General features: G+C 54.8%; 11 protein-coding genes. 7 read left to right on the forward strand and 4 right to left on the reverse strand.

Going from position 1 to position 14,298, the window contains the following annotated elements; translation table 11 throughout:
- Positions 1-6 precede the first annotated feature (6 nt).
- Positions 7-393, forward strand: coding sequence for a cupin domain-containing protein (locus tag HB393_RS02365; RefSeq protein ID WP_213803523.1), 387 nt, complete (start codon positions 7-9; stop codon positions 391-393).
- Between the two features lie 75 nt (positions 394-468).
- Here the strand turns inward: HB393_RS02365 and HB393_RS02370 are convergent, their stop codons facing one another.
- The 4 genes from HB393_RS02370 to HB393_RS02385 form a co-directional block, all read right to left on the reverse strand.
- Positions 469-2,844 carry an Ig-like domain repeat protein gene (locus HB393_RS02370; RefSeq protein ID WP_213803524.1) on the reverse strand — a complete coding sequence of 792 codons (2,376 nt, stop codon included), beginning with the start codon at positions 2,842-2,844 and terminating at the stop codon, positions 469-471.
- Positions 2,845-2,969: 125 nt separating this feature from the next.
- Positions 2,970-3,512: a GNAT family N-acetyltransferase gene (locus HB393_RS02375; RefSeq protein WP_213803525.1), complete on the reverse strand. Its 543-nt coding sequence runs from the start codon at positions 3,510-3,512 to the stop codon at positions 2,970-2,972.
- A gap of 75 nt (positions 3,513-3,587) precedes the next feature.
- The gene (locus HB393_RS02380; protein ID WP_213803526.1) at positions 3,588-4,130 is read right to left on the reverse strand and encodes a tail fiber protein; all 543 of its coding nucleotides are present in this window, start codon (positions 4,128-4,130) and stop codon (positions 3,588-3,590) included.
- Positions 4,131-4,254: 124 nt separating this feature from the next.
- Positions 4,255-6,261: a DNRLRE domain-containing protein gene (locus HB393_RS02385; protein WP_213803527.1), complete on the reverse strand. Its 2,007-nt coding sequence runs from the start codon at positions 6,259-6,261 to the stop codon at positions 4,255-4,257.
- A 558-nt stretch (positions 6,262-6,819) separates the two neighbouring features.
- Here HB393_RS02385 and HB393_RS02390 point away from each other — a divergent pair.
- The 6 genes from HB393_RS02390 to HB393_RS02415 all read left to right on the forward strand — a co-directional run bounded on the left by HB393_RS02390 (position 6,820) and on the right by HB393_RS02415 (position 14,125).
- On the forward strand, positions 6,820-8,841 hold the full coding sequence (locus tag HB393_RS02390; RefSeq protein ID WP_213803528.1) for a phage tail sheath C-terminal domain-containing protein: 2,022 nt from the start codon (positions 6,820-6,822) through the stop codon (positions 8,839-8,841).
- Positions 8,842-8,873: 32 nt separating this feature from the next.
- Positions 8,874-9,401: a phage tail protein gene (locus HB393_RS02395; protein WP_213803529.1), complete on the forward strand. Its 528-nt coding sequence runs from the start codon at positions 8,874-8,876 to the stop codon at positions 9,399-9,401.
- An 86-nt stretch (positions 9,402-9,487) separates the two neighbouring features.
- Positions 9,488-10,222, forward strand: a complete 735-nt coding sequence (locus HB393_RS02400; RefSeq protein ID WP_213803530.1) for a hypothetical protein — start codon at positions 9,488-9,490, stop codon at positions 10,220-10,222.
- Complete coding sequence (locus HB393_RS02405) at positions 10,219-10,926, forward strand: hypothetical protein (RefSeq protein ID WP_213803531.1); 708 nt, start codon at positions 10,219-10,221, stop codon at positions 10,924-10,926. Before HB393_RS02400 ends, HB393_RS02405 begins: the two co-directional genes overlap by 4 nt.
- Entirely contained in the window at positions 10,923-12,176 is a 1,254-nt protein-coding gene (locus HB393_RS02410; RefSeq protein WP_213803532.1) for a DUF4255 domain-containing protein, read from the forward strand. The genes HB393_RS02405 and HB393_RS02410 overlap by 4 nt, the downstream gene beginning before the upstream one ends.
- Positions 12,173-14,125 carry an AAA family ATPase gene (locus HB393_RS02415; protein ID WP_213803533.1) on the forward strand — a complete coding sequence of 651 codons (1,953 nt, stop codon included), beginning with the start codon at positions 12,173-12,175 and terminating at the stop codon, positions 14,123-14,125. The genes HB393_RS02410 and HB393_RS02415 overlap by 4 nt, the downstream gene beginning before the upstream one ends.
- Positions 14,126-14,298 lie beyond the last annotated feature (173 nt).

The following is a 14,298-nucleotide window of genomic DNA, read 5'->3' on the forward strand; positions in this document are numbered from 1 at the left end:
GATCAGATGGCACTACCTATTGTGGATGAACTAGAAGTCGGCGCCCTGGACTTACCCGGGAGGATGCTGCGTTGGGTCGTGACTAAAGATACTACCGATGCGCGTCAGTGCAGTATGTGTGTGATCGAAGTGCAGCCAGGGCAGACGGTTAAGCCCGCACATTCCCACCCCCAGGGCGAAGAGGTGATCTATCTCCTCTCAGGGAGTGGCCGGGTCTGGATCGAGGGAGAGATAGGGGATGTGAAGCAAGGGTGTGCCGTTCTCTTTCCTCAAGGAAAGATTCATATGCTGCAAAATACAAGTGACGAAGTTATGAAGGTTGCTTGCTTCTTTGCCCCAGCAACGGATTTAGATAACTACAAATTCTTCGATGATATTGAGTTTCCAGCCTAGCTCTCGGCGACGCGACAGTTAAAAGATCGTGACACCTCGATCATATCCACCGCTATATCTATGGCTTGGCATGGATCATTGAACGATCAGTGTAACAACAGCATTATGTTGTGAGGTTGTTGTGCCGACCGCTGATGCCGTAACGGTAATGCTGTAGGTCTTTGTTGGTTGTCCGAAGAAGCCGCTACTCCCACAGCCGGTAAGTCCTCCGAGGATTGCCGTACCTACGAGTGCGGCAAAAAGCGCTGTTAGTAAAGTGCATCTTCTCGCAGAGAGGATTGCACGAATACGTTTATTGCGCCATAGAGGTACCAAAAACATAGTCGCACTCAGGGATAGAAGCGGCAGGTGTAGAGGTTGTGTAGGTTTAGTATTTGCCGCATGAAGACCAGCGGTTTTGATCGACAAGGCAACTGACGTCGCAGAACTGCCTGCAGATATAGTTCCGGGATTGAAGACTGCTGTCGCACCCTCGGGTAATCCGGACACAGTGAATGAGATCCCTGAAAGCGAGCTGCCACTCAGCGGCTGTAGAGCGAAGTTATAGACCGCTGTTTGCCCTGGGTAGACGGACTGGGTGGAGCTACCGGTCGAGACAAAGACGAAGTCTGGCACAAGAACGACAGACACTATCGTTGCTGTCGACGTGCTCGCTGTGAAGTTTGTATCACCGCTATAGACGGCGGTGATGTTATGGGGTCCCACCGCGAACGCGCTTGATGTATATGCTGCTGACCCGGTCGAATTGAGCGTGGTCGTGGCCAGCACAGTTGTTCCATCGAGGAAGATGACATTTCCCGTCGGCACTCCAGATGTCGTGGAGTTCACTTGGGCGGTCAATGTAACTGTCGATCCTACGGACGGCGTGGCATTTGTCGAGCTTAGTGTAATTCTGCTCGCCGCCTTCGCGATGAGAACACTGCCCGAACCGGTGCTGAGAGTGACGGTGTAGTTCCCTGCCGCAGACCCTGCGAGCGCCACCGTGATTGGGTATTGCCCGACTGGCGATGTAGCTGTGGCTGTCGTAGTGAAGACGGCGGTTATTTTGCCGGCGTCTTGAGGGAGGACACCACTGAGTGTTCCCGTTATAGTCGGGATAATTTGTCCGTATTGCAGGGATACACCGGTAGCCATAGCCACAGTCGGTAGTGTCGAGACGGTGAGCACGAAAACACTACTTGTTATTGGTAAGTTCTGCGCGTCGCCATCATAGTTCAGCACTAAGCGATGTGTCCCTGCGGACAGAGTTGAAGTGCTTATTGCGGCCGTGTTCCCGTTCCAGGTGGCTGACCCGACCTGCGTAGAGCCGGTGGTAATGTCTAGTAGGGCGACCTGCCCCGTAGCGGTCAGGTTCGCATTGCTAAAGGTCGCCGTCAACGAACCGCTGCCATAAGCAACCGTGGAAGGTCCGTCGAGTATAAGACTTTCTCCTCCGCTTACTTGAGGACTTACTCCTGCGATGGTATGAATGATGCCATCCAAGCCTACTTCGCGAATAATCTGATTGTTGGTGTCCGATAGAGCGAATACTCCGTTCGCTTGGACGGAGGGCGCACGAGGCGTATCTAAAGTCGCGTTTATTGCCGGTCCTCCATCGCCCGCCATTCCTTGAGAACCATTTCCCGCAGCGCTGGTGATATTGCCCGTCGTTGCGATGAAACGAATGCGGTGATTATCACTGTCCGCGATGTAGATATTACCCGAGGCATCGATGGCTAGACCGCGAGGACGAGCAAGAGAAGCATCGACTGCTTGGCCTCCGTCCCCGGCGTAGGCTTTGTCACCGTTACCGGCCAGAGTCGAAATTGTTCCGGCGTTGTTGACGATCCGTATTCGTTGATTGTGCGTGTCTGCGATATAGATGTTGCCGCTCGCATCCGCCGCAACGCCGTTGGGTGAGTCGAGCCACGCAGCTACCGCCACGCCGTCGCCAGAAAAGCTCTGGTCTCCGCTACCTGCGATTGTTGTGATCGTTCCCCCACTGATCTTACGAATCCGGTGGTTGTCGGTATCGGCAATGTAGAGGGTGCCGCTCGCATCCACGGCGAGGGCGGCGGGATGATTCAGCGCGGCCAGCGTGGCTATTCCGCTGTCCCCAGAGAAGCCCGCTAGGCCTGTGCCAGCGATGGTGGAGATATTGCCACCGGTCACTTTGCGGATGCGATTGTTGTGGGTGTCGGCAATATAGATGTTGTTGGATGCATCCACTGCGATGCCCGTTGGCGAATCGAGTAATGCTTTAGTAGCGGGCCCGTCATCTCCTGCGTAACCCTGCTCTCCTGTGCCCGCCACTGTTGTAATAATTCCTGCTAAATCTACCCTCCGGATGATGTTGTTTCTCAGATCCGCGATGTAGAGGTTGCCTGCGCGATCATATGCAATGCCGGCGGGTGATGCCAAGGGCGCCATCGTCGCCTGTATATTGTTTATCGGCGCTGTTTGAGCGTTCATCGCAATTCCGAACGCCACTACACTTAGAGCTAACGCGACCGGTAAGACGTCGTCGATTACTCTCCTAACTATTAACTTCCACGGCCTCTTCTGGTTTGCCGCAAGAGTTTTTATGGACCACGTCGTTAGCATAGTTGCCTTCCCGCCGTGGGTTCATTGTCTGCATCCTCTAAACTTCCTATCCAAACCATCTGCCTGCGGAATGGATCTTCGTCAGTAAGTTGAAAACCCAGTCTCCGATAGAATCTTTCGGCGGCACTTCCCTTCGCGACTTTCAATTTCAGTTGCCACCTTGAGTCTTTGCATTCTCTTTGCAAGGATCGAATCACCTTTGTGCCAATACCCTGGCGTTGACGTTCCTGAAGCAGGACGATATCTACTAGACACATTCCGTGTGCCGTTCGATCTACCAGTACTCGTCCTATGGAAGTTCCATCCTCTAAACTAATAATTTGGTCAGAGGCCGTTGGGTAGTAAGTCGCGTAACTGGACTGACGGGCATTAAATTGTATTTGCACAAAGATCTGGCGTTGCGCTGTGTTCATTCCGCAAATATCTAATTCTGCTGCTCGCTGCTGGGCATAGAGCATTAGCAGGAACTCCCCATCGGCACTGTTGGCCTGCCGCAGATGATAGGTTGCTTCGTGAATTTTATCTGCCGTTGTCATAGATCACGGTAGGGAGAATGGCTAAGGTTTTGGGTCTCTAAGCGTGCGAAGGCGCGAGCTGGAATACATATCCAGCTAAGCTCGCGATGGGAAGATACCTTGTAAGGCGATGATGAAGTTGATACACAAAAAAGGCTGGATATTGCTATGAGGCAGGCTCCCTCCCACCATCGAGATTGCCGTTGGTGCGAGCGTTCCTGTCGGGGGCGTGGAGACATAGTCAGAGACTAAGACTGGAGCTCGATCAGAGCCGGAGTTGCCCTGTGCCAGAAAAGCATTCGTTGGATCGGCGACCGCTCCCCCGAGATTGCTTACTCCGACCAGATGATTATGTTGAGGGATCTGATTTATTAGCAGCGATATCGCTTCGTCTCCGGCAGATTCACCCATGCTATAGGGACTAAGTCCTGCGCCATTGCCTTGATGGATAGGCACACGGCCTTGCAGGTTTGGTAGAGCAAACGTAGATTGGCCGTCTCCCCCATATGTTGTACCAAGCAACGAAAACAATGCGGTATTCGAATTGATGGATAACAATTGCCCGTTGCAAAGTGCCCATCCGTTGGCCGCGAAGTTCCAGCCTGTCATTCTTATCTCTCCAAGAAATGGTTCTGCCATAATTGTTTCCTCACTTGCTTAATTTATTGTGCTAAAGCTTGCCCTAAACAATCAGATCGGGCCGAACGACGGTCGATCCATTGCATCTATACTGACTGGCCCGATTTGCTGATCTTTGTGTGTACTATTGGCAGACGAGTTTCACGCTTAGTTTGTTGAATGGCGCGCTTGATGTCTGTGAAAACGCAAGTGAGATCGTGTCTCCGGCGGCCACGGCAAAGGTATTTGTTGTATCCGCGCAACTCGATCCGTTGCCGTTTGTCGTTACAGAGCATGTCATTGCCGTAGCGACGGAGTTTTTGTAGACAATGATCGTCTCAGTATCCGCACCCGTAGTGAAGTAATTATTAGCTCCCACGTTAAGAGCCGACATCGTACACGCGATAGGCATCGTCACGAAGTTTGAGGTTGTGGCACCAGAGATGCTGGTTTGCGCTGTACCTAGACCGACAGTCGAGGCCGGAGATTGATATAGCGTCGTAGTGACCGTGGGATTCACAAATGTGGAGATAAAGGTCACAGAATTGATCCCTCCATTTGCGCCAGCGGGTCCTGTCGGACCTGCCGGACCAGTTGGTCCTGCAACTCCTGTTGCGCCAGTTGGTCCCTGGGGTCCGGTTGGACCTGCTACTCCTGCAGTTCCTGCCTGCGCTAAGACAGACCATTTCGCATTGCTGATATCGGGTTGGAAGCCAAGGTTATTTGCGGCCAAGGAGATATAACTGGAGCCGCTATAAAGAACTGCATCACCGAGTGCATAGATCGTTGCTATGTTCCATGTACCCTGAAAGCTGACCGGCGGACCTTGTGGCCCAACAGACCCAGTGGCTCCGGCGGGGCCGATAGATCCTGTTGGGCCGGCGACTCCCTGTGTCCCTTGAATTCCTTGAATACCCTGGGGACCCGCTGTTCCTGTTGCTCCGGTGGATCCCACAGCACCTTGCTGCGCAAGGAGCGACCATTGAACGGCACTAATGTCCGGCTGGTTATCTAAGTTGCCATTTACGAGTGAGATATAACTCGAGCCGTTGTAGAGGATGGCGTCACCCACGATGTAAGTGGTGGCATTCGACCATGTGCCCTGAAAGCTGACTGGAGGGCCTTGTGGGCCGGTTAGTCCGATGGGTCCTGTGGGTCCCGTCGGCCCTTCTCCCCCTTGAATTCCCTGAATTCCTTGCGGACCTGCCGGCCCAGTGGAACCGGTGGGCCCTAGGGGACCAGTAGGCCCGATCGGACCTGTCAACCCAGTTGGCCCTGCTACCCCTTGAATTCCTTGGGCTCCTGTTCCCCCTTGCTCCGCCAACAAAGACCATTGAGGGTTACTGATGTCGGGCTGATGATTTGTGTTGCCACTTACTAGCGAGATATAGCTGGACCCGCTGTAAAAGACCGCGTCGCCCACAGCATAGGTGGTGGCGTTCGACCAGGCTCCCTGAAAGCTGACCGGGGGGCCTTGTGCGCCTGCTGCGCCAGTCGTCCCCTGAGGACCAGCAGCACCAGTCGGGCCTGTTGCACCTTGAGGACCTGCCACACCTACACCGGCAGGGCCGGCAACTCCTTGCGGACCGATGGGTCCTTGATTGACCAACGTGACGTCGAGTCGAGCTACATGGGAGGTCTCGTCGTTCTCTTTGCTATCGAAGAGGACGTTAGCTCCGGTCGATGCTAATGCCAATCCGTTGTTACTCCCTGCGGTGTTTAACCATGCCTGGACCTGCGCTGTTACATCCACGGAGATGAACTGTCCCGATGAAGATATAGGAAAGCTGTTGATGGAGCTCCCGGTTGCAGGCGCTGTCGCGTAGTTGACGGCATACTCATTCCAAGCTGCGGTGACCGGAGAGACTGTCACTGTGCCGGGAACAAAAACGCGATTTACAAAGAGAGTCAACGTGGCGCGAGTGACTTGGCTAGAGAGCGTCGAAGCCGGTAGCGAAGACAGGTCAAACATTAAAAATGCTGTATTGCCATTCCCGACATAAAGATTCGAAAGCGTACCGTACCGGATCGATGAGTGAGCGGAGTTCACATGTGCATCGCCGATGAGAGGCACATCGACGGCCACTGCTTTTTGAACACAAAGAACAATGCCCAGGCAAACAGTCAAGCGAAGGAATTCGAGAGGTTTCATGGCGTACGCTCCTAACAGACACGACTTGGTTCAGCCCAGCGGTACATATGACGGGGCCGGGTGCGTAGTCCTGATGTGGTGCCGGAGAGAAGCGGATCAAGGTAGATCTATGCGTGAGAGCCTATGGCATTTATCACGGCGCAAATCGAAGCGGTTCAAATTGCTGGCCCACACTATGCCTGAAAGAATAGAAAAGCAAGTTATTTCTAATAATCTTTTCGACCCACCAAAGGTCCATATTACTCTCGGTGTTTTTTTGTCTTTAGATTGAATAGGCACATACTGAGAGCCCCTTGCAATGCGAGAGGCTTTTGAAAGATGGTGATTCCGCTCAAGATGCTATGAGATCTCTGTCCCTCCCAGGGCTGGCCTCTTGATATTGTTTCTAGAGTATTTTGCTAATATGCATTTTTTGCTTGACGTGTCCTTTGAGTCTCGTGATAATTCGCAGACGTAGTTGACGTAATAGATAGTCATGCACGCGTGGGCCGGCGCAGAGCTATATGACCTCCCTTTCCTCCCGGGCCCAATAAGACAATTCTTGAGACGAGGCATTTCATGGCCAGTTCTCCTACATTTCCTGGCGTCTACATTCGCGAGCTCGCCAGCCCAGTGCACACCATCGCTGGTGTAGCTACGTCCATTGCAGCCTTCGTCGGTTATACCGCCAAGGGCATCGACAACCGTGCTGAGCATATCTTCGATTTCAGCGACTTTGACCGCCTTTTCGGCGGACTCGCATCTGATAGCGAACTTAGTTACGCGGTCCAACAGTTCTTTGCCAACGGAGGGACGGATGCATATATCGTTCGCACTCCTCGTACTGGTGCGACTGGGGCCAATGTAGTCTTCCACGGGATTACCTTCACTGCTCTGTCGAGCGGGACGTGGGCCGATGGTCAAATTCTGATCGACGTCGACTACAACGGGATCGATCACACGAAGGACGCAACTGCGTTCAATCTCACCATCACCGATCTTCAGGATGGGACGGTCGAGCGTTTTCAGCAGTTATCGCTCAATAGCGCCCAGACGAACTTCGTCCAAGCGATCGTCAACGACCCGGACAATGGCTCGCAGCTCGTAAAGGTGGCCTTTCCAGGACCTGTAAGTGGCGCCCCGGTCCCGACCGGGGTTTTGGGTACCGTCATCACGACAGCCCTCGTCAACACAGCGTTTGGAGGTGGCGCAGCGACGGCAGTAGCAAGTGGAGATTTCGGAATAGCCCTTAGTGTCTCCTCTCCTGCGCCGTTCGCACCGCTTCCTCTGCCCATCAAGGTCTTCTCGGCCGGATCCCCTATTCCTCAGACTCTACCTGGCCTCGCGGCCCAATTGCAGACGGTTATCAACAATGTACTCGCGGTTAAAATTCCAGGCGCTTCTGTACAGTGTTCGGTCGCTCCTGTTACTGGAGGACAGGGCATCCGCGTGAATGCGTTGCTGCCTAACTTCCCCGATGCAGTTATTACTTTCCCTGCTCCACCTAATCCTCCTGCTTTTGCGGATGCTGCCCCGGGACTGGGTCTCTCCGGAGCGGGAGTCGGCGTCAACGTTGCGCACTATGCACTTGGCACCGGCAATGGCACCGGCGGGGGATGGGGAGGGAGTCAGACTTCCTCCACTGCTGGCGCTGCTGGTTCTGGTCTGCCGGGAGCGGCGGATCTCATTGGAGATGCCCTAAGCTTCACAGGTATCTATGCTCTCCTCAAAGTCGATCTCTTCAATCTACTCTGCATTCCCGACGCAACCCGCGCCAGCGCTGGCGATCCGTTCTCACTGGATAACACCATCGGGGATCCGAACTCCATCTGGTCCGCGGCGATCGCTCTCTGCGATCAAAAGCGAGCATTTTTGCTCATCGACCCTCCGCCCAATGTCCACACTGTTTCGGGTGCCGTCGACTGGAAGTCCACTGCGCTTGCGGTACACGACGCGAACGGCGCCGCCTTCTTTCCTCGCGTGCGATTGGCCGATCCTCTGAACGGATTTCAACTTCGATCGTTCGCTCCGTCTGGCGTTACAGCGGGACTCTATGCCCGGATCGACTCAACACGCGGTGTTTGGAAGGCACCGGCAGGCACTGAGGCTACACTCTCCGGCGTTCAGGGACTGGTCTATAAGCTAAGCGATTCTGAGCAAGGTACGCTCAATCCGCTTGGCCTCAACTGTGTCCGTACTTTCCCTGTATATGGCACCGTGATGTGGGGAGCACGGACCTTGCTTGGAGCCGATGCTCTATCCAGCCAGTGGAAGTATGTGCCTGTACGGCGACTCGCCCTATTCCTCGAAGAGAGTCTCTACCGGGGAACGCAGTGGGTGGTCTTCGAGCCCAACGACGAACCACTGTGGTCGCAGATCCGCCTGAACGTCGGCTCGTTTATGCACGATCTCTTCCGCAAGGGAGCATTCCAAGGAACGACCGCAGATGACGCGTACTTCGTCAAGTGCGACGGTTCTACTACGACGCAAAGTGATATCGACCATGGAATCGTCAACGTGCTTGTCGGCTTCGCTCCCTTGAAGCCAGCCGAGTTCGTCATCATTCAGATACAACAGATGGCTGGGCAGCTCCAGGTCTGAACGCCTTCACTCATAGCAAGAGGAGATAGATCATGGCAGAGTTCGTCGTCAATGCACAGCGTTTCGATCCCTATAAGAATTTCAAATTTCGGGTGAAGTGGGATGGCCGTTACGTCGCAGGAGTAAGCAAGGTGTCTTCGCTGAAGCGCACCACGGAGGTAGTCAAGCATCGTGAGGGCGGCGATCCCAGCACCAGCCGCAAATCGCCTGGACGTACCGAGTTCGATGCCATCACGCTCGAACGCGGGGTTACGCACGATGTAGACTTCGAGCAGTGGGCTGCGAAGGTCTGGCAGATCGGCTCTGGGCTCGGCGCGGAGATCTCTCTTAAGGACTTCCGAAAAGACATGATCATCGAGTTCTACAACGAGGCCGGCCAGCTCGCCATTAGCTACAAACTTTATCGCGCCTGGGTCTCAGAGTATCAGGCGATTCCAGATCTTGATGCCAATGCCAACGCAGTTGCAATTCAACACCTGAAGCTCGAGAACGAAGGTTGGGAGAGAGACCTCGCTGTGAACGAGCCGACCGAGCCAAGCTTCACCTCGAACCGGGCTTAGCTTCCGCGATGACATTGGGCACGCAAGGAACGTTGAACACTTAGCTTAACGACTTCGGGAATAGAATTTCCTTTTGGCGGTATGATATGCGTCCACTCAGCGGAGAGATGTTATTGACAGTGTGGGAGACTGGCGCGCAGGAGGGCTATCTTGGCCGCATTCTTGCGATGCTCTCGACGTCGATGCCTGATCGATCCTCGGACCAGCTTTCAAAGCAAACACTGCATACCACCCTCCTCGATTTGCTGCGGCTGCGGAGCATCAGCTTCGGCCCAATACTCGAAGGTTTTCTACTGTGTCCGGCTTGCGATGCACGGCTTGAATTTTCACTACCGGTCGCATCGGTCATGGAAGATCTGGAACGAGCTGTGTTGGCGTTGCCGCAGCAACAGAGGCTTGGCGATACTGCGTTCTTCATCCGTCCCGCATCGCTCTACGATCTTGTAACGGTAAACATTGGCTCGTTCCTATCCGCACGTAAACACCTGCTCGCCAGATGTATCGCCAGCAGCGATGCACATTCAGAGGATGACATCCTCTTGGCGCTTGACGAGGAAATATTCGAAGAGCTTGCTCTCGATGCCTTCGACCGCATGGAATTCGCAACGGAAGTCATCGTCCATCTGCAGTGTGCTGAGTGTTCCATCACCAGCAGTGTCGATCTCGATATTGCACGCTTTCTGTGGGCCGAGGTTCGCCACGCGGCTACGAGTCTTCTAGGAGAGGTTCATGAGCTTGCCCGCGCCTACGGTTGGGCTGAGGCCAGCATTCTCGCGATGAGCCCCAACCGCCGCAATGCGTACCTGGAGATGATGCTATGAGCCGCCTCATCGACCGGATGCTTCTTCGGATGCAGCAGCCAATCTCGCCCATCGCGCCTGTTGCAGTTCCACTGTTCAACGGTCCGGCATACACTCCGAGTGAGACTGTGGTGCAAGCGACCCCAAAAGATGGTGTTCGGAATAACCTGCCCGAGAGTGTCAACTTGGATGCATCTTCTCCGACTCAGCAGATTGGTTCCCTACTTCCCGAGACCAAAGAGAAGTTCGTGCCAGGAAGCCATCCTTTCCAGCAGGACGATGCAGCCCACGCCTCGGCTGTGATTCAACTACCTCATGAGCTTCCCGAACCCACGATCGTATCGGTCGATCAGGAGGCTAGAGTAATTGCTGCGGCACCCAGCGTACCCGTCCAAGCAGCTACGGTTCTTCCTGTGCCACAGTCGATCATCGACCAGGCTTCCCTACCCTCTATCACGATGGCGGCTCCTCCGATCGGAGATCGAGATCCGATGGTCTCTCCGAGGACGACTCGTCCCGCAGATCCGCAGGCAACGCAACGTCCAAGCCCACCGCAGCCCGTGGTTCTGGCATCTCCAATAACCACTGAAGTCAACATATCGATTGGACACATTGAGGTCCGGGCTGTTCAAGGTGCTCAACCTGCAGCGAGGCCGGCTCCGGCTCCGCACGTCACATTGGCTGACTTCCTCGATCACGGAAGATCGAACGGGGTCAGCAGATGAGCGATTATCTTGCTGTCGGTGGCGTCAGCGCTGTGATGCGCTGGATTCTTTCCAGCGCCCTTACTGCGGGCGGTCCCAGTTCTATCATCGGTGTGTCGAGCCCTGTAACCTCTCTCTCCCCTGACCTCGTCCCCACGGGTGCTGAGGAACAACCGCAGATCAATCTCTTCATGTACTACGCCAGTATCAATGCGGCTTCTCGTAATGCGGCTCTTCCGTCGTTGGATAGCCAAGGACGCCGCACTAGCAACGCGCCCCTGGCACTCGACCTCCACTACCTCATCAGTGCTTATGGAAAGAACGAGTTCGATCCGGAGATTCTTCTTGCCTGGGCCATGCAGGTCTTTCACGAAACTCCGATTCTCTCGCGCAAATTGATTGAGGACTCCATCAACGCCATACTGCTCTCTGGTCCTCTCAGTCCAGAGCTTCAACTCATCGTCACAACCACGCTTGCCACTCAGGTCGAATCTATTCGTATCACGCCTGGCTCGCTCTCAAACGAGGAGATCTCTCGTCTGTGGATGGCCTTCAATACACACTACCGACCCACGACCTCGTATCAGATCTCGGTCGTTCTGATTGAGGAGAAGAAGTCCTTCAAGTCCAATCTACCCGTGCAGTCACGCAACGTCCTCGCACTTCCCTGGCAGAGTCCAATCATTGACAGCGTTACACCCTCTCCGGTGGGCGCTGGTGAGTTACTTACGATCTCCGGCCGTAACTTCATTGGGGATTCACCTTCCGACTCACTTATCATCTTCGATGATGAGCCTGGCATCGCGCCTGAGACCATTCAGCCGAATTTTATTCGCGTCCGCATTCCCGCAACGCTACAGGCTGGCGTTCGTACTTTGCGTATTATGCGTAATGTGCGATTTGGTGTCGCCGCATCGGATCCCCATCCGGGCTTTTCGTCGAGCGCCACGCCCTTCCTTCTTGCTCCCACCATTACTACTACTCCTCCTATCAGCGTCGCCGTAGGGGCCACGTTGACAGTCGGCGTGACGCCTCCAGTCGGGCGTGCGCAGGAGGCTGTCTTGCTAATTGGTGACTCCGCAATCCCTATACCTGCACGTCCCACGAGCGGGCCAGCCACAACCAATTCTCTTGCTGTTTCAATTCCTCCAGATTTTGTCGTTCCCACATCTGCTCAGCCGTTGCGCGTGCAGATCGATCGATCGCAAAGCAGGCTTACCTTCGATAGCCTTACGCTCCAGTACCTTCCACAAGTGACGGTGACTCCATGAGCGCAGCCGCGTTGGACGTGCAACAGACCGATCTTGTAACCGCGCTCGATCGTGTCTACGCTGCGCTCGCGTCCTCCACCAACCATGGGATTAATCCAGATGCTGCCGAGTCGCACGCCGATCTCTCGTCTCCTCTCGGCCATCTCGTGCGTACCTTCTCGCTATCCCCCTTTGAGCGCGATGTGCTTTTACTTTGCGCTGGCTTCGATCTGGAGAGCCGCTTCGCGAGCGCCTGTGCAATACAGCAACCGGAACTGTCAAATCCTTCGCCTACCTTCGGGCTCGCTCTCGCCACTCTCTCCTCGCCGCACTGGAGCGCACTTAGTACGGATGGTCCGCTCCGCAAATGGAGTTTGATCCACGTCGATACCTCTGCAGGTCTCCTTCGAGGCGCACTTCGTATCGACGAACGTATTCTTCATTTCCTTATGCGCACGCCAGCCAGCGACAGCTTTCTGCAGTTCAGAGTACGACCGATGCTGCCAGTCCTGGTCTCCGCTTCTGAGGCCTATGCGCCTCTTGTCTCATTAGCACTTCGCGCCTGGACCATAATCCCCGGCACGACACAGGCATCTAAGCCTCTTCTTCTGATCGGTCGCTGCGCCGACGATCGACAGCAACTTCTTCAGCAAATCGGCGATGCCGGAGACTTGCATCCCTTCCAGATCGATGCCTTCGATCTTCCCTCTTCTCCTCACGAACGTGACCAGCTCGCACGCGCCTGGACCCGTGAAGCGGCTCTCACTCGTGCAGTTCTCTACATCCGTACTGATGGTACGGAGGCTTCAGATACTTCCCGGTCCACCGCGACGATTGCTTCTTTCATTGCTCTACTACAAACGCCCGTTGCGATCGAGGTCCGCGAAGGCTCAGATCTCGAACAGCTCAAGGCCATCCGGCTTAACGTTCCACCTCTGGATGGGACTCAGCGAAGATCCCTATGGTTACAAACGCTCGGACCATTTGCTTCACAGATGAACGGTAGTTTCGATTCCATGGTCGATGCCTTTGCTCTCAACGCTTCTTCCATCCATGCCGCTGCAGCCTTAGTCCAGGATGCTCTCTTGCTTGAGGAGGCTTCCGCTCAAGAGATATTCCACGTCGTTTGGACAGCCTGCCGCACACAGGCCCGCCGCTCCCTTAACGGTCTTGCCCAGCGTATTGAAACAAAAGCCGTATGGCAGGACCTCATCCTTCCCGATGCACAGCTCGAAATTCTCCGCCAGATCGTCACTCAGGTCCGCCATCGTTCGATTGTTCAGAACACCTGGGGTTTCTCTGCGAAGTACTCTCGGGGCTCGGGGATGGCCGCTCTCTTCGCCGGCCCGAGTGGTACTGGCAAGACAATGGCTGCCGAGGTTGTCGCGAATGAGCTGTCTCTCGACCTTTATCACATCGATCTTTCTTCCGTCGTCAGCAAGTACATCGGTGAGACTGAAAAGAACCTCCGGCGCATCTTCGACACCGCCGATGAGAGCGGTGCGATTCTGCTCTTCGATGAGGCCGATGCTCTCTTTGGGAAGAGAAGCGAGGTCCGCGACAGCCACGACCGCTACGCTAATCTCGAGATCAGCTACCTCTTACAACGCATGGAGTCCTATCGTGGCGTCGCTATCCTCACCACCAATATGAAGCAGGCGCTTGACACTGCCTTCCTGCGCCGCATCCGCTTCATCGTACAGTTTCTGTTTCCCGAAGCACTGCAGCGGGAGCGCATCTGGCAACACATCTTTCCTGCTAAGGCTCCGCTTGCACAACTCAACTACAAGCGCCTTGCGCAACTCAATATTCCCGGTGGCATCATACGGAACATTGCCACGGGCGCCGCCTTCCTGGCTGCCGACGAAAATAGCTCCATTGGAATGGATCATATCTTGCGCGCCTCTCGCACGGAGTACGCAAAGCTTGAAAAGCCGCTCACACCATCCGAGATAGGAGGATGGGAATGAACCGCATGGAACAAAGAAATCATTCAGTCGCTCGTTCCACGTCTCCAGCGAGTCCGAATACAACGTCACCACATGCTCCTGCTCCGTTGAGTGCGACAATTCTCAATATTCGCATCGATCGCCTCACCCTCGGGGGCCTTACACAGGCCGCTCCCAAGGCTGTAATTGCATCC

The sequence above is a fragment of the Granulicella sp. dw_53 genome, from assembly GCF_018449545.1.
Classification (GTDB): domain Bacteria; phylum Acidobacteriota; class Terriglobia; order Terriglobales; family Acidobacteriaceae; genus Edaphobacter.

What these genes read in the sequence shown, in the direction of transcription:
- HB393_RS02365 (WP_213803523.1), top strand. Translation starts at nt 7, where the DNA reads ATGGCACTACCTATTGTGGATGAACTAGAAGTCGGCGCCCTGGACTTA.
- HB393_RS02370 (WP_213803524.1), bottom strand. Translation starts at nt 2,844, where the DNA reads ATGAACGCTCAAACAGCGCCGATAAACAATATACAGGCGACGATGGCG.
- HB393_RS02375 (WP_213803525.1), bottom strand. Translation starts at nt 3,512, where the DNA reads ATGACAACGGCAGATAAAATTCACGAAGCAACCTATCATCTGCGGCAG.
- HB393_RS02380 (WP_213803526.1), bottom strand. Translation starts at nt 4,130, where the DNA reads ATGGCAGAACCATTTCTTGGAGAGATAAGAATGACAGGCTGGAACTTC.
- HB393_RS02385 (WP_213803527.1), bottom strand. Translation starts at nt 6,261, where the DNA reads ATGAAACCTCTCGAATTCCTTCGCTTGACTGTTTGCCTGGGCATTGTT.
- HB393_RS02390 (WP_213803528.1), top strand. Translation starts at nt 6,820, where the DNA reads ATGGCCAGTTCTCCTACATTTCCTGGCGTCTACATTCGCGAGCTCGCC.
- HB393_RS02395 (WP_213803529.1), top strand. Translation starts at nt 8,874, where the DNA reads ATGGCAGAGTTCGTCGTCAATGCACAGCGTTTCGATCCCTATAAGAAT.
- HB393_RS02400 (WP_213803530.1), top strand. Translation starts at nt 9,488, where the DNA reads ATGCGTCCACTCAGCGGAGAGATGTTATTGACAGTGTGGGAGACTGGC.
- HB393_RS02405 (WP_213803531.1), top strand. Translation starts at nt 10,219, where the DNA reads ATGAGCCGCCTCATCGACCGGATGCTTCTTCGGATGCAGCAGCCAATC.
- HB393_RS02410 (WP_213803532.1), top strand. Translation starts at nt 10,923, where the DNA reads ATGAGCGATTATCTTGCTGTCGGTGGCGTCAGCGCTGTGATGCGCTGG.
- HB393_RS02415 (WP_213803533.1), top strand. Translation starts at nt 12,173, where the DNA reads ATGAGCGCAGCCGCGTTGGACGTGCAACAGACCGATCTTGTAACCGCG.